Source organism: Streptomyces sp. NPDC057616 (assembly GCF_042800575.1).
GTDB lineage: Bacteria > Actinomycetota > Actinomycetes > Streptomycetales > Streptomycetaceae > Streptomyces.
In genome coordinates this window covers 93,815-112,716 of record NZ_JBHVGU010000030.1, presented here as the reverse complement: position 1 = coordinate 112,716, position 18,902 = coordinate 93,815, and the positions used below count along the sequence as shown (strand labels likewise).

At 71.5% G+C, this 18,902-nt stretch carries 16 protein-coding genes; 13 read left to right on the top strand and 3 right to left on the bottom strand.

All coding sequences use genetic code 11. The features are described from left to right. Nucleotides 1-80: 80 nt before the first annotated feature. The 10 genes from rsmI to ACFU97_RS32265 all read left to right on the top strand — a co-directional run bounded on the left by rsmI (nucleotide 81) and on the right by ACFU97_RS32265 (nucleotide 12,893). Entirely contained in the window at nucleotides 81-941 is an 861-nt protein-coding gene (gene rsmI / locus ACFU97_RS32310; protein WP_384263864.1) for a 16S rRNA (cytidine(1402)-2'-O)-methyltransferase, read from the top strand. Nucleotides 942-1,176: 235 nt separating this feature from the next. After that, the gene (locus ACFU97_RS32305) at nucleotides 1,177-1,608 is read left to right on the top strand and encodes a hypothetical protein (RefSeq protein WP_384263861.1); all 432 of its coding nucleotides are present in this window, start codon (nucleotides 1,177-1,179) and stop codon (nucleotides 1,606-1,608) included. 46 nt (nucleotides 1,609-1,654) lie between these two features. Then, a complete protein-coding gene (locus ACFU97_RS32300; protein ID WP_384263858.1) occupies nucleotides 1,655-2,545 on the top strand; it encodes a TatD family hydrolase in 891 nt (296 codons plus the stop codon). Between the two features lie 165 nt (nucleotides 2,546-2,710). Beyond that, nucleotides 2,711-4,213, top strand: a complete 1,503-nt coding sequence (locus ACFU97_RS32295; protein WP_384263856.1) for a ubiquitin-like domain-containing protein — start codon at nucleotides 2,711-2,713, stop codon at nucleotides 4,211-4,213. Between the two features lie 79 nt (nucleotides 4,214-4,292). After that, nucleotides 4,293-5,204: a 16S rRNA (adenine(1518)-N(6)/adenine(1519)-N(6))-dimethyltransferase RsmA gene (gene rsmA / locus ACFU97_RS32290; protein WP_384263854.1), complete on the top strand. Its 912-nt coding sequence runs from the start codon at nucleotides 4,293-4,295 to the stop codon at nucleotides 5,202-5,204. Then, nucleotides 5,201-6,100, top strand: a complete 900-nt coding sequence (locus ACFU97_RS32285; RefSeq protein WP_384263851.1) for a 4-(cytidine 5'-diphospho)-2-C-methyl-D-erythritol kinase — start codon at nucleotides 5,201-5,203, stop codon at nucleotides 6,098-6,100. The genes rsmA and ACFU97_RS32285 overlap by 4 nt, the downstream gene beginning before the upstream one ends. Nucleotides 6,101-6,183: 83 nt before the next feature. Beyond that, a complete protein-coding gene (locus tag ACFU97_RS32280; RefSeq protein WP_384263849.1) occupies nucleotides 6,184-7,989 on the top strand; it encodes an ABC-F family ATP-binding cassette domain-containing protein in 1,806 nt (601 codons plus the stop codon). A 192-nt stretch (nucleotides 7,990-8,181) separates the two neighbouring features. After that, complete coding sequence (locus ACFU97_RS32275) at nucleotides 8,182-9,996, top strand: PQQ-binding-like beta-propeller repeat protein (RefSeq protein WP_384263846.1); 1,815 nt, start codon at nucleotides 8,182-8,184, stop codon at nucleotides 9,994-9,996. Between the two features lie 52 nt (nucleotides 9,997-10,048). Continuing rightward, nucleotides 10,049-11,914, top strand: a complete 1,866-nt coding sequence (locus ACFU97_RS32270; protein WP_384263844.1) for a PQQ-binding-like beta-propeller repeat protein — start codon at nucleotides 10,049-10,051, stop codon at nucleotides 11,912-11,914. Nucleotides 11,915-12,179: 265 nt separating this feature from the next. Beyond that, nucleotides 12,180-12,893 (top strand): LuxR C-terminal-related transcriptional regulator, encoded by a 714-nt coding sequence (locus tag ACFU97_RS32265; protein ID WP_384263842.1) that lies wholly within the window; start codon nucleotides 12,180-12,182, stop codon nucleotides 12,891-12,893. Between the two features lie 18 nt (nucleotides 12,894-12,911). Here the strand turns inward: ACFU97_RS32265 and ACFU97_RS32260 are convergent, their stop codons facing one another. Continuing rightward, nucleotides 12,912-13,265, bottom strand: coding sequence for a hypothetical protein (locus tag ACFU97_RS32260; RefSeq protein ID WP_384263840.1), 354 nt, complete (start codon nucleotides 13,263-13,265; stop codon nucleotides 12,912-12,914). 29 nt (nucleotides 13,266-13,294) lie between these two features. After that, nucleotides 13,295-14,986 (bottom strand): sodium:solute symporter family protein, encoded by a 1,692-nt coding sequence (locus tag ACFU97_RS32255; RefSeq protein ID WP_384263837.1) that lies wholly within the window; start codon nucleotides 14,984-14,986, stop codon nucleotides 13,295-13,297. 177 nt (nucleotides 14,987-15,163) lie between these two features. Here ACFU97_RS32255 and galT point away from each other — a divergent pair, with 177 nt between their 5' ends. The 3 genes from galT to galK are packed head-to-tail and all read left to right on the top strand — an operon-like array spanning nucleotide 15,164 to nucleotide 18,344. Further along, nucleotides 15,164-16,222 (top strand): galactose-1-phosphate uridylyltransferase, encoded by a 1,059-nt coding sequence (gene galT, locus ACFU97_RS32250; RefSeq protein WP_384263835.1) that lies wholly within the window; start codon nucleotides 15,164-15,166, stop codon nucleotides 16,220-16,222. Further along, on the top strand, nucleotides 16,222-17,190 hold the full coding sequence (galE, locus tag ACFU97_RS32245) for a UDP-glucose 4-epimerase GalE (RefSeq protein ID WP_384263832.1): 969 nt from the start codon (nucleotides 16,222-16,224) through the stop codon (nucleotides 17,188-17,190). The genes galT and galE overlap by 1 nt, the downstream gene beginning before the upstream one ends. Continuing rightward, on the top strand, nucleotides 17,190-18,344 hold the full coding sequence (galK, locus tag ACFU97_RS32240; RefSeq protein ID WP_384263830.1) for a galactokinase: 1,155 nt from the start codon (nucleotides 17,190-17,192) through the stop codon (nucleotides 18,342-18,344). The genes galE and galK overlap by 1 nt, the downstream gene beginning before the upstream one ends. On the opposite strand, the gene ACFU97_RS32235 is transcribed toward galK, so the two are convergent. After that, complete coding sequence (locus ACFU97_RS32235; RefSeq protein ID WP_384263828.1) at nucleotides 18,337-18,780, bottom strand: GNAT family N-acetyltransferase; 444 nt, start codon at nucleotides 18,778-18,780, stop codon at nucleotides 18,337-18,339. The two genes, galK and ACFU97_RS32235, sit on opposite strands and share 8 nt — an antisense overlap. Between the last annotated feature and the right edge of the window lie 122 nt (nucleotides 18,781-18,902).

Genomic DNA, 18,902 nt, shown 5'->3' with positions numbered 1-18,902 from the left:
GGACGGTATGCGTCTCGCCGGGGAGTTCTGCGCAGGGGTGGTGGGCGTCCGCCCCGCCCGGGCCCTGGGAGGATGGAGGAGTGACTGGAACCCTTGTCCTGGCAGGCACCCCCATCGGCGACGTCGCGGACGCCCCGCCCCGGCTGGCCGAGGAGCTGGCCGGGGCCGACGTGGTCGCGGCCGAGGACACCCGGCGGCTGAAGCGGCTGACGCAGGCCCTGGGGGTCACGCCCAAGGGGCGGATCGTGTCGTACTTCGAGGGCAACGAGTCGGCCCGTACGCCCGAACTGGTCGAGGAGCTGGTGAACGGCGCGCGCGTGCTGCTCGTCACGGACGCCGGGATGCCCTCGGTCTCCGACCCCGGCTACCGGCTGGTCGCCGCCGCCGTGGAGAAGGACGTCCGGGTCACCGCCGTCCCCGGCCCGTCCGCCGTGCTCACCGCGCTCGCGCTGTCCGGGCTGCCCGTCGACCGGTTCTGCTTCGAGGGCTTCCTGCCGCGCAGGGGGGGCGAGCGGCTGACCCGGCTGCGGGAGGTCGCGGACGAGCGGCGCACGCTCGTCTACTTCGAGGCCCCGCACCGGCTCGACGACACCCTCGCCGCGATGGCCGAGGTGTTCGGCGCCGAGCGGCGGGCCGCCGTCTGCCGTGAGCTGACCAAGACCTACGAGGAGGTCAGACGGGGCGCTCTGGCCGAACTGGCGGCGTGGGCCGCCGAAGGGGTGCGCGGCGAGATCACCGTGGTCGTGGAGGGGGCGCCCGAAAGGGGCCCGGAGGAGCTCGACGCGGCCGAGCTGGTGCGCCGGGTGCGCGTGCGCGAGGAGGCCGGCGAGCGGCGCAAGGAGGCCATCGCGGCCGTCGCGGCCGAGGCCGGGCTGCCCAAGCGGACGGTGTTCGACGCGGTTGTGGCTGCGAAGAACGCGGCTGCCCAGGGTGGTTCGTGAGGCGTCGGGTCACCGCCCCTGAGCAGGGCGCATCTGCGCTGAGCGCGCGCCCCACGCGGACGCAAAGGACTATCGTGGAAGGCAAAGCGCAGGCCCCGTGACCGAGGCCGGTATGGCAAGGAAAGTCCAAATCGGCTCCAACAGTCGACAGGCCTGATGCATTCGCGCCGGTAGAAGCGTCCACTGGTCGAAGGGACGCACCCGTCCCTGTGTCCAGCGGACAAGAGGAGCTGGCATGAGTGAGATGGCAGGGCAGTCCGGCCTCCGCGGCACGGCGACCGCGGTCGTGCACGAGTCCTATTCCTTCGCGTGCATGCGCTGCGGGCACGGCTGGGAGCAGTCGTACGAGATAGAACACCACAAGGACGCCGACGGCCACGAGTTCGTGATGTACGTGGCGGGCGGCCAGGTCGTCCCGTCTCCGCTGTCCAAGCCCACCTGCTTCAACTGCGACGGCCACAGCGTGCGGATCATGCGGGCGGGCCAGGTCTCGTCGGCCCGTGACGCGGAGCTGCGGCAGTACCACCGCATGCCGCCGGCCCGGCCGGCCGAGGCGCCGAAGCCGGAGTCCGCCGCCCCGGCGACCGCCGGGGCCCCCGAGCCCGAGCAGCACCACCACTGGCATCTGTCCGATCTCCTGCACCCCTTCCAGCGCAAGACGGACTGACGGCTCCGGCGGCCGGGCGGGCATGCCCCTTTCGTAGGATCGGGGCATGCCTTCGAACAGCTCCGGCCCGCGTGAGAAGAACGCGGCGCCACCGCTCCCGGAACCCCTCCGGGTGGCCGTCGCCGACTCCCACACCCACCTCGACATGCAGTCCGGCACCGTGGAGGAGGGGCTGGCGAAGGCCGCCTCGGTGGGCGTGACGACGGTCGTGCAGGTCGGCTGCGACGTGCGGGGCTCCCAGTGGGCCGCCGAGACGGCGGCGCGGCACGACGCCGTCCACGCGACCGTCGCCCTGCACCCGAACGAGGCGCCCCGCATCGTCCACGGCGACCCCGACGGCTGGTCCCGGCAGGGGGCGCGCGAGCCCGGTGGCACGGCGGCGCTCGACCAGGCGCTCGCCGAGATCGAGCGTCTGGCCGCGCTCCCGCAGGTCAAGGGCGTCGGCGAGACGGGCCTCGACTTCTTCCGCACCGGGCCCGAGGGCAAGGAGGCGCAGGAGGCCTCCTTCCGCGCCCACATCGAGATCGCCAAGCGGCACGGCAAGGCCCTGGTCATCCACGACCGGGACGCCCACGCCGACGTGCTGCGCGTGCTGAAGGAGGAGGGCGCGCCCGAGCGCACCGTCTTCCACTGCTACTCGGGCGACGCCGAGATGGCGGAGATCTGCGCCCGTGCCGGATACTTCATGTCCTTCGCCGGCAACGTCACCTTCAAGAACGCCCAGAACCTGCGGGACGCGCTGGCCGTGGCGCCGCTGGAACTGGTCCTGGTGGAGACCGACGCGCCCTTCCTGACACCGGCGCCGTACCGCGGACGGCCCAACGCGCCGTATCTCATTCCGGTCACGGTGCGCGCCATGGCGGCCGTGCGCGGCATCGGAGAGGACGCGCTGGCGACAGCCCTCGCCGCGAACACGGCCCGCGCCTTCGGCTACTGAGGGTGGATGTTTCATAACCCTCCGATAACACCGGCGGCCCGTCATCTCGGGCCCTGTCGCCACCCTGTGTAGTTGCGCCGCTTTGGAGAGTGACACCCGCTCCGCTAGGTTCTGGTGGCCCGATCCGGACCCCTCTGGACCCCTCGGCCCCTGGAGCGTGTCGGCGTGAGCAAGTCGCAGTACGAGACGTACGAGGAGTACGGGACGTTCGAGGAGTACGGGACGCCGTCGTCGGAGGTGTACGGGACGTCGTCCGGAGCGCACGGCTCCGGCCCGGTGCACCCGCCGCCGGAGTACACCGGATTCGACGTGCACAGCGCGCAGACGCTGGCGTACGGGATGCCCGGCGCGTACGACGACACCTACCGGCCCGCCTACGCGGCGCCCGGGCCCGCCGCGCAGGCGCCCGCGGCGGCGCTGCCGCGGCAGCCGGGAAGCCCGGCGGGCGAGGACGTACCGGGGACCGGCATCACCGGCAGTGGCATCACCGGCAGCGGCCTCACCGGGGCCGGCGCGCGGGCCGCGTCGGGCCGGCGGGGTGCGCGCCGCCGCAGGCCGCGCTCCGGCGAGCGTTCCGACGCCGCGGTGCGCCGGCTGCTGCCCCAGGCCCTGGTCGTCGCCTTCCTGGCGGGCGGCACCACCGCGTTCGTCGCCAAGGACAAGGCGGTCGAGCTGACCGTCGACGGCAAGCCGCGCACCCTGCACACCTTCGCCGACGACGTGACCGAGCTGCTCGCGCAGGAGAGCGTCGAGGTGGGGGCGCACGACGTGGTCGCGCCCGCTCCCGGCACCGAACTCGCCAGCGGCGACGAGGTCTCCGTGCACTACGGCCGGCCCGTGCGGCTCACCCTCGACGGCCGCCGGCACGAGGTGTGGACGACGGCGGGCACGGTGCAGGAGGCGCTGGAGCAGTTCGGGGTGCGGGCCGAGGGCGCGTACCTGTCCAGTTCGCGCTCCCTGCCCATCGGGCGCCACGGGCTCTCCCTCGACGTGCGCACCGAGCGCTCCGTGACGGTCATGGCCGACGGCCGCCCCCGCACGATCCGCACCAACGCGGCGACCGTGCGGGAGGCAGTCGAGGAGGCCGGGATCACCCTGCACGGCCAGGACACCACCTCCGTGCCGGGGGACAGCTTCCCGCGGGACGGGCAGACCGTCACCGTGCTGCGGATCAGGGGCACCAAGGAGGTCCGCGAGGAGGCGATCCCGTACAGGGTGCAGCGCACCGAGGACGCCTCGCTGTTCAAGGGCACGGAGGTGGTCGAGCGGGCGGGGCAGCCGGGGCTGCGGCGGGTCACCTACTCCCTGCGCACCGTCAACGGCGTGCGCCAGAAGCCCCACCGGACCGACACGCAGGTGGTGCGCGAGCCGCGGCCGGAGGTCGTGAAGGTGGGCACCAAGCCGCTGCCGACGTCCGTGCACGGCGCCGACGGCCTGAACTGGCACGGTCTCGCGGCGTGCGAGTCCGGCGGGCGTCCGGACGCCGTGGACCCCTCGGGCACCTACGGCGGCCTGTACCAGCTCGACTCCCAGACCTGGCACGGCCTCGGCGGCAGCGGGCGCCCGCAGGACGCCTCCGCGCAGGAGCAGACGCTGCGCGCCAAGAAGCTGTACGTGCGCCGCGGGGCGAACCCCTGGCCGCACTGCGGGGCGCGGCTGCACGGGTGAGCGGCGCCCCGGGGCCGGTGTCGCACCCGGCCCCTGCCCATGGGCGCAGGCCCCGGTGGAGCCCCGTACCCTTGTCGCCGTGAGCACCAGCCCCGCCCCCGACGCCCTTCTGGGCCCCGCCGACGTCCGTGAACTCGCGGCGGCCCTCGGTGTCCGGCCGACCAAGCAGCGCGGTCAGAACTTCGTGATCGACGCCAACACGGTCCGGCGGATCGTGCGCACCGCGGACGTCCGGCCCGACGACGTGGTGGTGGAGGTCGGACCGGGGCTCGGCTCCCTCACGCTCGCGCTCCTGGAGGCCGCCGACCGCGTCACCGCCGTCGAGATCGACGACGTCCTGGCCGGGGCGCTGCCCGCCACCATCGCGGCCCGGATGCCGGAGCGGGCGGAGCGCTTCGCGCTGGTGCACTCCGACGCGATGCGGGTGACCGAGCTGCCCGGGCCCGCCCCGACCGCGCTGGTCGCGAACCTCCCGTACAACGTCGCCGTGCCGGTCCTGCTGCACATGCTGGAGACCTTCCCCAGCATCGAGCGCACCCTGGTCATGGTCCAGTCCGAGGTCGCCGACCGCCTGGCCGCGGCGCCCGGTTCGAAGGTGTACGGCGTCCCGTCGGTCAAGGCGGGCTGGTACGCGGAGGTCAAGCGGGCCGGCGCCATCGGGCGCAACGTCTTCTGGCCCGCGCCGAACGTCGACAGCGGCCTCGTCTCGCTGGTGCGCAGGGCCGAGTCGCTCAAGACGACCGCGTCGCGGCGCGAGGTGTTCGCCGTCGTCGACGCCGCGTTCGCGCAGCGGCGCAAGACGCTGCGGGCCGCGCTGGCCGGCTGGGCCGGCTCGGCCGCGGCCGCGGAGGAGGCGCTGGTCGCCGCGGGGGTGTCGCCGCAGGCACGCGGAGAGGCCCTGACCGTCGAGGAGTTCGCCCGCATCGCCGAGGCCGCGTCATCCCGGGGGACGACCCCCGAGCCCCCGAAGAAGGAGCACGGTCAGCAGTGAGCGTCACCGTCCGCGTCCCCGCGAAGGTCAACGTCCAGCTCGCGGTGGGCGCCGCCCGCTCCGACGGCTTCCACGACCTGGCCAACATCTTCCTCGCCGTCGGCCTCTACGACGAGGTCACCGTGACCCCCGCCGACGAGCTGCGCGTCACCTGCGAGGGGCCGGACGCCGGCCAGGTGCCCCTGGACACCACCAACCTGGCGGCCCGCGCGGCCCTCGCGCTCGCCGAGCGGCGCGGCATCGAGCCGAACGTCCATCTGCACATCGCCAAGGACATCCCGGTCGCGGGCGGCATGGCCGGCGGCAGTGCGGACGGCGCGGGCGCGCTGCTGGCCTGCGACACGCTCTGGCGGACCGGCGCGTCCCGGGCCGAACTCCTCTCCATCTGCGCCGAGTTGGGCAGTGACGTGCCGTTCAGCCTGGTCGGCGGGGCGGCGCTGGGCACCGGCCGCGGCGAGAAGCTGCGCGCGCTCGAGGTCGGCGGCACCTTCCACTGGGTCTTCGCGATGGCCGGCCGCGGGCTGTCCACCCCGGCCGTCTTCCGCGAGTTCGACCGGCTGGGCGAGGGCCTCGACATCCCCGAGCCCGTCGCCTCCCAGGAGATCGCCGAGGCGCTCGCCAAGGGCGACGCGGACGCGCTCGCCGCGGCCGTCTCCAACGACCTCCAGCCCGCCGCCCTCTCCCTCTTCCCCGAGCTCGCAGACACCCTCGCGGCCGGCCGCGCCGCCGGCGCCCTGGCCGCGCTGGTCTCGGGCTCCGGCCCGACCACGGCGTTCCTGGCCCGGGACAAGGAGGCGGCGGCGAAGGTGGCGCAGGCGCTGGCCACGTCCGGCACCTGCCGCACGGTGCGTACGGCGGCGGGTCCGGCGCCGGGCGCGACCGTGCTGGGCGGCTGACGGCGGCGACCGGCCGCGCGTGCGGGAGGGCGCCCCGCGCCGACTACCCTGGAAGGTCGATCGACCCCCGGGGCAGGAGAGAGATGGCCGTCAATCTGGTCAATGTCGAGAACGTCAGCAAGGTGTACGGCACCCGTGCCCTCCTCGACGGCGTCTCCCTCGGCGTCTCCGAAGGCGACCGGATCGGGGTCGTGGGGCGCAACGGCGACGGCAAGACGACCCTCATCCGGATGCTGGCCAAGCTGGAGGAGGCCGACTCGGGACGGATCACCCACTCCGGCGGGCTCCGCGCGGGCGTGCTCACGCAGCACGACTCCCTCGACCCGGAGGCCACCGTCCGCCACGAGGTCATCCGGGACCTGGCCGACCACGAGTGGGCGGGCAACGCCAAGATCCGCGACGTGCTCACCGGCCTGTTCGGCGGCCTCGACCTGCCGGGCTTCCCGCAGGGCCTGGACACCGTCATCGGGCCGCTGTCGGGCGGCGAGCGGCGCCGTATCGCCCTCGCCAAGCTGCTCATCGAGGAGCAGGACCTGCTGGTCCTCGACGAGCCCACCAACCACCTCGACGTCGAGGGCATCGCCTGGCTCGCCCGGCATCTGCGCGAGCGGCGCTCGGCGCTCGTCTGCGTCACCCACGACCGCTGGTTCCTCGACCAGGTGTGCACGCGCATGTGGGACGTGCAGCGCGGCGCGGTCTACGAGTACGAGGGGGGCTACTCCGACTACGTCTTCGCCCGCGCCGAGCGCGAGCGCATCGCCGCCACCGAGGAGACCAAGCGGCAGAACCTGGTGCGCAAGGAGCTCGCCTGGCTGCGCCGCGGAGCCCCCGCCCGTACGTCCAAGCCGCGCTTCCGCGTCGAGGCGGCCAACGAGCTCATCAAGGACGTACCGCCGCCCCGGGACAGCAGCGAGCTGATGCGGTTCGCCTCCTCGCGGCTCGGCAAGACCGTCTTCGACCTGGAGGACGTCACCGTCCAGGCGGGCCCCAAGGTGCTGCTCAAGCACGTCACCTGGCATCTCGGGCCCGGCGACCGGATCGGCCTCGTCGGGGTCAACGGCGCCGGCAAGACCTCCCTGCTGCGGGCCATGGCGGAGGCCGCGCGCACCGAGGGCGAGGCGCAGCCCGCGGGTGGCCGGATCGCCGTCGGCAAGACGGTCAAGCTCGCCTACCTCTCCCAGGAGGTCGCCGAGCTCCGGCCGGAGCTGCGCGTCCTGGAGGCCGTCCAGCAGGTGCGCGAGCGCGTCGACCTCGGCAAGGGCCGGGAGATGACCGCCGGGCAGCTGTGCGAGACGTTCGGCTTCAACAAGGAGAAGCAGTGGACGCCCGTCGGCGACCTCTCCGGCGGTGAGCGGCGCAGGCTCCAGCTGCTGCGGCTGCTGATGGACGAGCCCAACGTCCTCTTCCTCGACGAGCCGACCAACGACCTCGACATCGAGACCCTGACCCAGCTCGAGGACGTCCTCGACGGCTGGCCCGGCTCGATGATCGTCATCTCCCACGACCGGTTCTTCGTCGAGCGCACCACCGACCGGGTGTTCGCGCTGCTCGGGGACGCCACCCTGCGGATGCTGCCGCGCGGCATCGACGAGTACCTGGAGCGCCGGCAGCGGATGGAGGAGGCGGTGGCCGCGGCCACCACGCCGGCCGCGGAGAAGGCCGCGCCCGAGCGGAGCGCCGCCGACCAGCGCGCCGCCAAGAAGGAGCTCCAGAAGATCGAGCGGCAGCTCGACAAGGTCTCCGAGCGCGAGGCGAAGCTGCACGCGCAGATCGCCGAGAACGCCACAGACTTCGCGAAGGTGGCCGAACTGGACGCGGAGCTGCGGGCGTTGACCGGCGAGCGGGAGGAACTGGAGCTGCGCTGGCTGGAACTGGCCGAGGACGCGTGAAGGGTGCGTGAAGGCGCATAACAGCGGCGTCACGGGCCGGTCCTCCCTTGGGAACAGGGGATGGGACGGCCCGGTGCGGTGTCGGCCCCGAGTGATAGAAAGAGCCGTCTGAGAACTTTCTGAGTACGACTCTGGGTCATCGCGTACCTCAGGGCGTGGCTAAAAATCAGTGAACGAGGGGGAGACGCGCTGATGACTCAGCCGCCCAACCAGCCGCCGCAACCGCCGGAGCCGCAGGGTGGTTTCGGAGCTCCGCAGACCCCACCGCCGCCGCAGGGTCCGCCGCAGACGCCGCCGCCCCCGCAGTCCCCGCCGCCCGGCGCCCCCCAGCCCGGTTACGGCTACCCCCAGGCACCCCAGCAGCCGGGCCCGTACGGACAGCCCTCGGGCCCGTACGGACAGCCCTCGGGCCCGTACGCGCAGCCCGGCCCCTACGGCCAGCCCGCGGGGCCCTACGGTCAGCCCGGTCCCTACGGACAGCCCCAGCAGCCCGGCCCGTACGGCCAGCAGCCCGGTTACGGCTATCCGCAGCCGCAGTTCCCGGGCGCGCCCGGCACCCCGCCGCCCGGCTCCGGCTCCAAGAACCCGTTCAAGGGCAGGCCCGGCCTCGCCATCGGTGCGGCCGTCGTCGCGCTGGCCGTCATCGGCGGCACCGTCTTCGCCCTGACCAGCGGCGGCGGGGACGACGGCAAGAAGCCGGTCGCGCACAAGAGCGACGACCCGAAGCCCACCGCCGGCGCCCCGGTCAACCCCGGTGACGGCAGCGGCGACGGCGGTTCGGACTCCGAGGACCTCAACTCCGGCCGCCAGCCCGGCGAGGCGAAGGTGCTCTGGTACAAGACGGCGCCGGACGCGCCCGGTTCGGGCGCCGACGCCCCCGGTATGTGGATCACCGACAAGACGGCGGTGAAGGCGGCGTACAAGGAGCTCGTCGCCTACAACGTCGGCGACGGCAACCCCACATGGGACCCGATCACCTTTCCGCAGAAGATCTGCGCCGTCACCCGCCAGCAGTCGTCCGACGACAAGATCGTGGTCGCCTACGAGAGCGGCACCAGCGACCGCGCCAAGTGCAACCAGCTCCAGCAGGTCGACCTGAACACCGGCGCGAAGGGCTGGAAGACCCAGCTCGCCGACGGCGCGCTGTTCGACAGCACCATCACCATCTCCCTGTCCGTCACGGGCAAGACCCTGATGGTGGGCCGCTCGCAGTCCGGCGTGGCCTACGACATCGACTCGGGCAAGAAGCTCTTCGACAAGAAGAAGTACGGCGACGCCTGCTTCCCGACCGCCTTCGCGGGCGGCAGCAAGCTGATCGCCGTGTCCTCCTGCGACGCCACCGGGTCGAAGGAGCACGACGAGATGCAGGAGCTCGACCCGCGGACCGGCAAGGCCAGGTGGACCCAGAAGTTCGACAAGGGCTGGTCGGTCGCGCGGACGTACTCCGTCGACCCGCTGGTGGTCTACAGCACCAACCAGGACAAGAAGGCGTGGAACATCTCCACCTTCAACTCCAACGGCACCTTCAAGTCGCAGGTCGGCTTCGACGAGAAGTTCGCCCCCGAGTGCGGCTGGGCGATCCTTCAGCGCGACCTGCAGGGCTGCAAGGGCGTCGCGTCCGACGCGACCACGCTCTACCTGCCGACCGAGGCGACCACCGGCGCGAACGAGATCGTCGCGATCAACCTTGCCACCGGCAAGGAGAAGTGGCGGGTGAAGTCCCCGGCGGACGAGTCGATGCTGCCGGTCAGGACCGAGGGCGGAAAGCTCATCGCCTATGTGGAGCCGTCGTACGACGCGGGCGGCCAGGTCGTGTCGATCGCGACCACCGGGTCGGGCCACAAGCCGGTGAAGCTGCTGCAGAACCCTTCCGGCGCCGCGCAGGTCGAGAACGGCTTCTTCTCCAAGGACTTCGACTGGGTCGACGGGCGCTTCTACCTCTCGACCACCCGGCTGAACGGCAATGACGACACGAAGGAGAAGTTGATGCTCGCCTACGGCAAGTAGCTCCTCCTCCGCCCGTAGCGTCCCCGCCGTCTCCCCCCGAGGTACTCACGTCATGACCCAGCCCCCGCCTCCGCCGCCCAACCAGCCGCCCCAGCAGGGTGGTTTCGGCCCGCCGCAGGATCCGCCGCCGTCCCTGGACAAGCCGCAGCAGCCGCCGCAGCAGCCGCCCACGCCGCCGCAGCAGCCCGGGTTCGGGGCTCCGCAGCAGCCGGGCTTCGGCGCCCCGCAGCCGCCCCAGGCCCCGCAGACGCCCCCGCCGCCGCCCGGGCAGCAGCCCGGCTACGGCTATCCGCAGGCGCCGCACGGCCAGCAGCCGCCCCAGCCCCCGCAGACCCCGCCGGGCTACGGCTACCCCGGCCAGCAGCCCAACCCGTACGGCCAGGCCCCCAACCCCTATGGCCAGCAGCCCGGTTACGGCTACCCGCAGCCGACCGCGCCGCTCCAGCCGCAGGCCGGGCAGCCCGGCGGCCGCAAGGGGATCAACGCGCAGCTGGCCATCATCGTCGCGGCGGTCGTCGCGATCGCGCTGATCGTCGGCGGCGGCATCTGGTACGCGAAGTCCGGCAAGGACGACGGCAAGAAGGACGACACCGCCAGCTCCAGCGGCGGCACCGGCGGCAAGGACGCCAAGGGCGACACCGGGGGCGCGTCCGGCAAGGGCGACGAGAAGGTGCCCTCCGACCCCGCCTCCCGGGTCCTGTTCCAGGTCCCGGAGCCCAAGGTGGACGACAGCACCGTCGTCTCCGGCTCGTGGCTGACCGACAAGGCGTACGTGAAGGCCGGCGTCGCCGAGATCAACGGCTACGACCCCGACAAGGGCACCAAGCTGTGGACCATCAAGCTGCCCGGCCCGGTGTGCGAGGCCAGCACGCACACCACCGCGGACGGCAAGACGGCGGTCGTCTACCAGCCCAAGATGCCGCCGAAGAACAGCTCGGCCGGCTGCAGCCAGGTCTCCGCGATCGACCTGGCCGCGGGCAAGAAGCTGTGGACCAAGACCGTCAACTCCGGTGACCGGCCCATCAGTCTGGACAACGTCACGGTCAGCGCGAACACCGTCGCGGCCGGCAGCACCAGCGGCGGCGCCGCCTGGGACATCACCTCCGGCAAGTCGCTGTGGTCGCCCAAGCCGACGGACACCTGCTACGACGCCGGGTACGGCGGCGGCGCGAAGCTGGTCGCGGTGCGCAAGTGCGGCACCTACGACCAGCGTGAGCTGCACATCCAGACCATCGACCCGAAGTCGGGGAAGGTGATCACGGAGTACAAGATGACGGCGGGCATCGAGTACGCCTCCGTGGTGTCGACCGACCCGCTGGTGGTCGCCGCGGACGTGGGCGACAGCGCGGGCGACGGCAGCGGCATTTCGGACTTCTTCTCCATCGACAACAAGACCGGCAAGCTGATCACCCGGATCTCCGCGCCGGGCGACCAGTTCGCGGCCAAGTGCGACGGCATCACGAAGATCGAGTCGTGCAACGGCCTCGCGGTCGGCAACGGCCGGCTGTACATCCCGACCGAGGAGCACGACGGCACCGGGGACTACAGCAAGACCAACGAGATCGTCGCCTTCGACCTGGCCACCGGCAAGCAGACCGGCCAGCGCGCGGACGCCGGCGACGGCTACACGATCACGCCGCTGCGCATGGACGGCGGCAACGTGATCGCGTACAAGCGCCCGCCGTACGACAAGGGTGGCCAGATCGTGAGCATCGACGGCGGCTCGTTCAAGGAGACGAAGCTGCTGGAGAACCCGTCGACGGAGCAGGTGCGGGACGCGGAGAGCCGTATGTCACCGGAGTACTCCGAACTGCTCTACAGCCAGGGCCACCTGTACATGGCCGGGGTCTACGCGGACAAGCCGTCCACCACGGGCGACAAGGAGTACCTGGCGATCGCCTTCGGCACCTCCGGCTGACGCCTCGCGCACCCGGCCGCAACGGCCCCGTCCCTGCTCAGGGGCGGGGCCGTGCGCGTACCGCGCATCGTCCTCGAATGCCAGAATTTCCGCCGATCCGGGGCACTTCTCTCCAGTAGGGGGAGCGCTTCGTCGAACAAGCGTGTAGCTTCCGGGGGCATGAAGAGCGGGGGAGCCGGGAGGGGGCTTCTCTCCGCGCGGACCGGTGGGCATCCACAGCGGCGCATTCCGTGGGGATCCATTGGGGGGACTGGGGGGTTGCTCGATGGGAGTGCGGCTCATGGTGGTCGACGACCACCGACTGCTCGCCGAGGCGCTGGCCTCGGCGCTGAAGCTGCGGGGGCACCGGGTGCTGGCCGCGGCCGCACCCGCCGCGGGGGCGGCGGAGCTGGTGATCACGCGCGCACCGGAGGTGTGCCTGCTGGGTACGGCGACACCGGCCGAGCCGGGCATCTTCGACCCGGTGGTGAAGATCAAACGGGAGCGGCCGCAGGTGGCGGTCCTGGTGCTGGGCCCGGTGCCGAGCCCGCGCGGCATCGCGGCCGCCTTCGCCTCGGGCGCCTCGGGCTACGTACGTCACGACGAGCGCATAGAGGGGGTCGAGCGCGCCATCATGAAGGCGCGGGCGGGTGAGGCGGCGGTGGCCCCGCAGCTGCTCCAGGGGGCTTTCAGTGAACTCCTCAACCCCGCGGCCCAGCCCGACGACGAGGGCCAGCGCCTGCTCCAGATGCTCACCCCGCGCGAGGTGGAGGTCCTGGTCCGGGTCGCCGACGGCGAGGACACCCGGCTGATCGCGGCCGGCATGGGCATCGCGCCCTCCACCGCCCGCACCCATGTCCAGCGGGTGCTGATGAAGCTGGGCGTCGGCTCCCGGCTGGAGGCGGCGGCCCTGGCGGCCCGGACGGGGCTGCTGGACAGAGCCGGCCCGGTGCCGCACTCGCCTCCCGCCGAGACGGAACCGGGGCCGCAGGCGTCGTAGCCTCCGGCCCCGGTGCGTTCACCTGCCCGGCGCGAAGGGATCGTCGTCCGGTTCCGGCTCGGTGGCGGGGGCCGGAGGCGGCGTCGGCCGCAGCTTCAGCCAGACGAGGAAGAAGATCCCGAGGATCAGCATGGCGATGCCGGTCCACAGGTTGATGTTGACGCCCTGGGCCTTGTCGATCGCGGCCTGGTCGTCGGTGATGCCGGTGATCGTGACGATGATCCCGTACAGCACGAACAGGCCGCCGATGATGCGGCGGAGGTCGAAGATGCGGGCCGCGGTCGCGGACTGCTGCTGCAGCTCGCTGACCTCGCGCTGGACGTCCTTCTCGGAGTATCCGGAGGATCCGGGGTTTCCGGACTGATCGGTCATGGTGGTTCGAACTCCTCAGTCGGATGCCGTCAGATCGAGAACGGGATGTAGCAGGCGGCGGCGATGACGATCGCGCCCCAGCCCAGCAGGGCCGGCTTGCGGTACCAGGCGTCGTCGCCCTCGGCGGGCGGTTCGTCCATGCCGGGGGAGCGGGTGCCGTAGACCAGGCCCTGGAGCTCCTCGGCCGGCTTCGGCTTGGTGAACAGGGAGACCACGAACATCACGACCGCGCCGGCGACGAAGCCGACGATCGCGGAGACGAAGTTGGCGCCCTGGTCGGAGGGGATGTCGATGATGCCCTGCTTGTAGATCACGAAGTAGTTCACCATCGCGGCCACGGTGCCGGCGAGCAGGCCCCAGAAGCCGGACTTCACGGACGCGCGCTTCCAGAACATGCCGACGATGAAGACCACGAACATCGGCACGTTGAAGAAGGAGAACAGCGTCTGGAGGTAGCTCATGATGTTCGAGAACGACGACGCCAGGAAGGCCGTGCCGACCGAGGCGCAGACGCCGATCACCGTGATCAGGCGGCCGAAGCGGACGTAGTAGGCGTCCTCGCGGCCCTTGACGATGTACCGGCCCCAGATGTCGTTGGTGAACACCGTGTTGAAGGACGACACGTTGGCCGCCATGCCCGCCATGAACGCGGCCAGCAGACCGGTCACCGCGATGCCGAGGACGCCGTTGGGCAGCAGTTCCTGCATCAGGTACGGGATGGCGTCGTTGTACTGGTAGCCGGACTTGGTGGTGCCGAAGTTCGGCACCAGCGCGGCGGCGACCAGGCCCGGGATCATCACCAGGAAGACGATGAAGATCTTCGGGTACGCGGCGATCAGCGGGGTGCGCTGTCCGGCCGAGAGGTTCTTCGCGGACAGGGCGCGCTGGACCTCGGCGAAGTTGGTGGTCCAGTAGCCGAACGACAGCACGAAGCCCAGGCCGAGGACGATCGTCAGCCAGTTGGCGCCGAGCGGGTTGGAGCTGCCGATGCCGGTGCCGCCCCAGGCGGTGGTGAAGTTCGCCCCGTGCGTCGCGGTGAGCTTGTCGGTCAGGCCGCCCCAGCCGCCGACCTTCTTCAGGCCCAGCACCACGATCGGGATGAGCGCGGCGAGGATCACGAAGAACTGCAGGACCTCGTTGTAGATCGCGGAGGAGAGGCCGCCGAGCGTGATGTACGCGAGCACGAAGGCGCCGGCGACCACGATCGCCACCCACTGCGGCCAGCCCAGCAGGGCCTCGACCACGATGGCGAGGGCGTACAGGTTCACACCGGCGATCAGAATCGCGGCGAAGGCGAACAGGATTGAACTCAGCAGGTGTGCCCACTTGTCGAAGCGCAGCAGCAGCATCTCGGGGACCGAGCGCACCTTGCTTCCGTAGTAGAAGGGCATCATGACCAGGCCGAGGAAGACCATGGCGGGGATCGCGCCGATCCAGTACCAGTGCACGGTGTAGGCGCCGTACTGCGCGCTGTTCGCGGCCATGCCCAGGATCTCGGTCGCGGCCAGGTTGGCCGAGATGAAGGCGAGGCCGGTGATCCAGGCGGGCAGTGAGCGGCCCGAGAGGAAGAAGTCGAGGCTGGTCTTCACGGATCGGCGGGCCGCGAAGCCGATGCCCAGAACCACGGCGAAGTAGATGCCGAGGATCGCGTAGTCGAGCCCGTTCGTGGGGAGTCGTAGCTCGGCGGCCAGCTGCACGGCTGGGTATGTGGGGGTTTGCATAAAGACTCGCTTCGTTGCGTGAACTGATCCAGAGCGGAACCTACGCCTCTGTGTTCAGTAATTGAACACTTCTGTTGATGCTCTTTGTTGGATTGTGATGTTGACGGGTGTGGGTGCCCGTGTTCCAATGTGTTCGGTTATGTTTGATGATTGGCTGGCTCGGATAGGGAGTCCGCAGTGAAGAAGACCTCGACCCGCCTGGCCGACGGTCGCGAGTTGATCTACTACGACCTGCGCGACGACCAGGTGCGCGAGGCGGTGGACCGGCGGCCGCTGGAGCGGACCGTCACCACCTCCGAGATTCGCCGCGACCCGCTGCTCGGCGACTCGATCGCCGTGGCCTCGCACCGGCAGGGCCGCACCTACCATCCGCCGGCCGACGAATGCCCCCTGTGCCCGTCCCGGGACGGCAGGTTGAGCGAGATCCCGGACTCCTCGTACGACTTCGTCGTCTTCGAGAACCGATTCCCCTCCCTGGCCGGCGACTCGGGCCGCTGCGAGGTGGTCTGCTTCACCTCCGACCACAACGCGTCCTTCGCCGACCTGACCGAGGAGCAGGCGGGCCTGGTCCTGGAGGCGTGGACGGACCGGACGTCCGAGCTGTCGCATCTCGCCTCCGTGGAGCAGGTCTTCTGTTTCGAGAACCGGGGCGCGGAGATCGGCGTGACGCTGGGTCATCCGCACGGCCAGATCTACGCCTACCCCTTCACCACGCCTCGCACCGCCCTGATGCTGCGTTCGCTCGCGGCCCACAAGGAGGCGACCGGCGGCGAGAACCTCTTCGACGCCGTCCTGGAGCGTGAAATCGCCGGCGAGCGGGTCGTCCTGGAGGGTGAACACTGGGTGGCCTTCGTGCCGTACGCCGCGCACTGGCCGTACGAGGTGCACCTCTACCCCCGGCGCCGGGTGCCCGACCTGCTGGCGCTCGACGAGGCGACGCGCACAGAGTTCCCCAAGGTCTATCTGGAACTCTTGAGGCGCTTCGACCGGATCTTCGGTGAGAACGAGCCGCCGACGCCGTACATCTCGGCCTGGCACCAGGCCCCGTTCGGCGCGCTGGAGGAGTTCGACGGCGTCAACCGCGACGACTTCGCACTCCACCTCGAGCTTTTCACCATCCGCCGAACCTCCGGCAAGCTGAAGTTCCTCGCGGGTTCCGAGTCCGGCATGAGTGTGTTCATCAACGACGTGCCGCCGGAGCGCGCGGCCGAGCGACTGCGAGAGGTAGCGAGTTGATGAGCGGTAAGTACCTGGTGACGGGCGGAGCGGGCTACGTCGGCGGTGTGGTCGCACAGCACCTGCTGGAGGCGGGCCACGAGGTCGTCGTGCTCGACAACCTCTCCACGGGCTTCCGGGAGGGCGTCCCGGCCGGTGCCGCCTTCATCGAGGGCGACATCCGCGACGCCGCCAAGTGGCTGGACGCCTCCTTCGACGCCGTCCTGCACTTCGCCGCGTTCTCGCAGGTCGGCGAGTCGGTCGTGAAGCCCGAGAAGTACTGGGACAACAACGTCGCCGGCACCATGGCGCTGCTCGGCGCGATGCGCGAGGCGGGCGTGCGCACCCTCGTCTTCTCCTCCACGGCGGCCACCTACGGCGAGCCGGAGGAGGTCCCGATCACCGAGTCGGCACCCACCTCGCCGACCAACCCCTACGGCGCCTCGAAGCTCGCCGTGGACCACATGATCACCGGCGAGGCGGCCGCCCACGGCCTGGGCGCGGTCTCGCTGCGCTACTTCAACGTGGCGGGCGCCTACGGCCGGCAGGGCGAGCGCCACGACCCCGAGTCGCACCTGATCCCGCTGGTGCTCCAGGTGGCCCAGGGCCGGCGCGACGCGATCTCCGTCTTCGGCGACGACTACCCGACGCCGGACGGCACCTGCGTGCGCGACTACATCCACGTCGCGGACCTCGCCGAGGCCCATCTGCTCGCGCTGAAGGCCGCCGCCCCGGGCGAGCACCTCATCTGCAACCTGGGCAACGGCAACGGCTTCTCGGTCCGCGAAGTCGTCGAGACCGTCCGCCGGGTCACCGGCCACCCGATCCCGGAGGTCGTGGCCCCGCGCCGGGGCGGCGACCCGGCGGTCCTGGTGGCGTCGGCCGCCACCGCCCGCGAGAGGCTGGGCTGGAACCCCTCCCGTGCGGATCTCGCCGAAATCGTCGCGGACGCGTGGGAGTTCGCGCAGAGCATCGCAAGGGAGCACTAGTGGGGGCACAGCAGGTGCGGGACGGTTTCGAGGAGCTGTACGGGACCGCCCCCGAGGGCGTCTGGTCGGCACCGGGCCGGGTCAACCTCATCGGTGAGCACACCGACTACAACGACGGCTTCGTGATGCCCTTCGCGCTGCCGCACACGGCGGTCGCGGCCGTCTCGCGGCGCGAGGACGGCGTCCTGCGCCTGCACTCGGCGGACGTCGAGGGCGGGGTCGTTCAGCTGCGCCTGGACGACCTGGCGCCGCAGAGCGACCGGAACTGGACGGCGTACCCGGCGGGTGTCGTCTGGGCCCTGCGCGAGGCCGGCCACCCGGTGACCGGCGCCGACGTCCACCTCGCCTCGACGGTCCCGTCCGGTGCGGGCCTGTCGTCCTCGGCGGCCCTGGAGGTCGTGATCGCGCTGGCGCTCAACGACCTGTTCGGCCTGGAGCTGCCGCGCTGGCGGCTGGCCCGCCTGTGCCAGCGCGCCGAGAACGTCTACGTCGGCGCGCCCACCGGGATCATGGACCAGACGGCCTCGGCCTGCTGCGAGGAGGGCCACGCCCTCTTCCTCGACACCCGGGACCTCTCGCAGCGGCAGATCCCGTTCGACCTGGCCGCCGAGGGCCTGCGGCTGCTGGTGGTGGACACCCGCGTCAAGCACGCCCACAGCGACGGCGAGTACGGCAAGCGCCGGGCGGGCTGCGAGCGGGGCGCGGCACTGCTGGGCGTCGACGCGCTGCGGGACGTCCCCTACGACGGCCTCGACGCGGCGCTCGCGCGCCTCGGCGACGACGAGGAGGCGGTCCGCCTGGTCCGGCACATCGTCACCGAGGACCAGCGGGTGGAGAAGACCGTCGCCCTGCTCCAGGCGGGCGAGACCCGGGCGATCGGACCGGTCCTGGTGGCCGGCCACGCCTCCCTGCGCGACGACTTCCGCATCTCCTGCCCGGAGCTGGACCTGGTCGTCGACACCGCCCTGGCCTCCGGCGCCCTCGGCGCCCGGATGACCGGCGGCGGCTTCGGCGGCTCGGCCATCGTGCTGGCGGAGGTGCCCGACGTGGACACGATCACCAAGGCCGTCGAAGAGGCCTTCGCCGCGGCCGGGTTCAAGGCCCCGCGGGTCTTCGAGGCGGTGCCGTCGGCGGGCGCGCGCAGGCTCAGCTGAGCCGCTTGGTCAGGGTGTACTCGGTGATCCCCGGCGGATAGTCGGGGATCACGCACACCACCTCGTAGCCCTGCTTCTTGTAGAAGCCCGGCGCCTGGAAGTCCCAGGTCTCCAGCCGGGACGAGGTGCAGCCCCGCTCCTTCACGGCTCGCTGCTCCGCCTCCGCGAGCAGCCGTGCGCCGAGCCCCGCGCCGCGGTGGCGCTCGTCCACCCACAGATAGGCCACGTGCAGCCACGTCGTCCAGGTGTGACCGACCAGCCCGGCCGCGAGGGCGTCGTGCTCGTCCAACACCCAGAGATGGAGCGGAACTTCGCGTTCACCTGGGGTTCCGCGCAGGGCGCGCAGGACGGGCGAGGCCGCCGTGTTCGTGTCCCGCAGCCGCCTCCGGAGAAGATCGCACCGGCTCTTGTCGACTTCTGTCTCCAGACGAAACATGTGGCTCACGATAAACGCGGCGGTCAGCCAGTTCTGCAAATTACCTTCCGCTCCTGGCCCCCGGCCGTACCCTGATGAACAGCACCGGTGGGGGCCGGTGCCGATCAGGGGGCGAGACAGTC

Bases quoted from the DNA above. Each gene is read 5' to 3' on its own strand.
- ACFU97_RS32305 (WP_384263861.1), top strand. From the start codon at position 1,177: ATGAGTGAGATGGCAGGGCAGTCCGGCCTCCGCGGCACGGCGACCGCG.
- ACFU97_RS32300 (WP_384263858.1), top strand. From the start codon at position 1,655: ATGCCTTCGAACAGCTCCGGCCCGCGTGAGAAGAACGCGGCGCCACCG.
- ACFU97_RS32280 (WP_384263849.1), top strand. From the start codon at position 6,184: ATGGCCGTCAATCTGGTCAATGTCGAGAACGTCAGCAAGGTGTACGGC.
- ACFU97_RS32275 (WP_384263846.1), top strand. From the start codon at position 8,182: ATGACTCAGCCGCCCAACCAGCCGCCGCAACCGCCGGAGCCGCAGGGT.
- ACFU97_RS32270 (WP_384263844.1), top strand. From the start codon at position 10,049: ATGACCCAGCCCCCGCCTCCGCCGCCCAACCAGCCGCCCCAGCAGGGT.
- ACFU97_RS32265 (WP_384263842.1), top strand. From the start codon at position 12,180: ATGGGAGTGCGGCTCATGGTGGTCGACGACCACCGACTGCTCGCCGAG.
- ACFU97_RS32260 (WP_384263840.1), bottom strand. From the start codon at position 13,265: ATGACCGATCAGTCCGGAAACCCCGGATCCTCCGGATACTCCGAGAAG.
- ACFU97_RS32255 (WP_384263837.1), bottom strand. From the start codon at position 14,986: ATGCAAACCCCCACATACCCAGCCGTGCAGCTGGCCGCCGAGCTACGA.
- galE (WP_384263832.1), top strand. From the start codon at position 16,222: ATGAGCGGTAAGTACCTGGTGACGGGCGGAGCGGGCTACGTCGGCGGT.
- ACFU97_RS32235 (WP_384263828.1), bottom strand. From the start codon at position 18,780: ATGTTTCGTCTGGAGACAGAAGTCGACAAGAGCCGGTGCGATCTTCTC.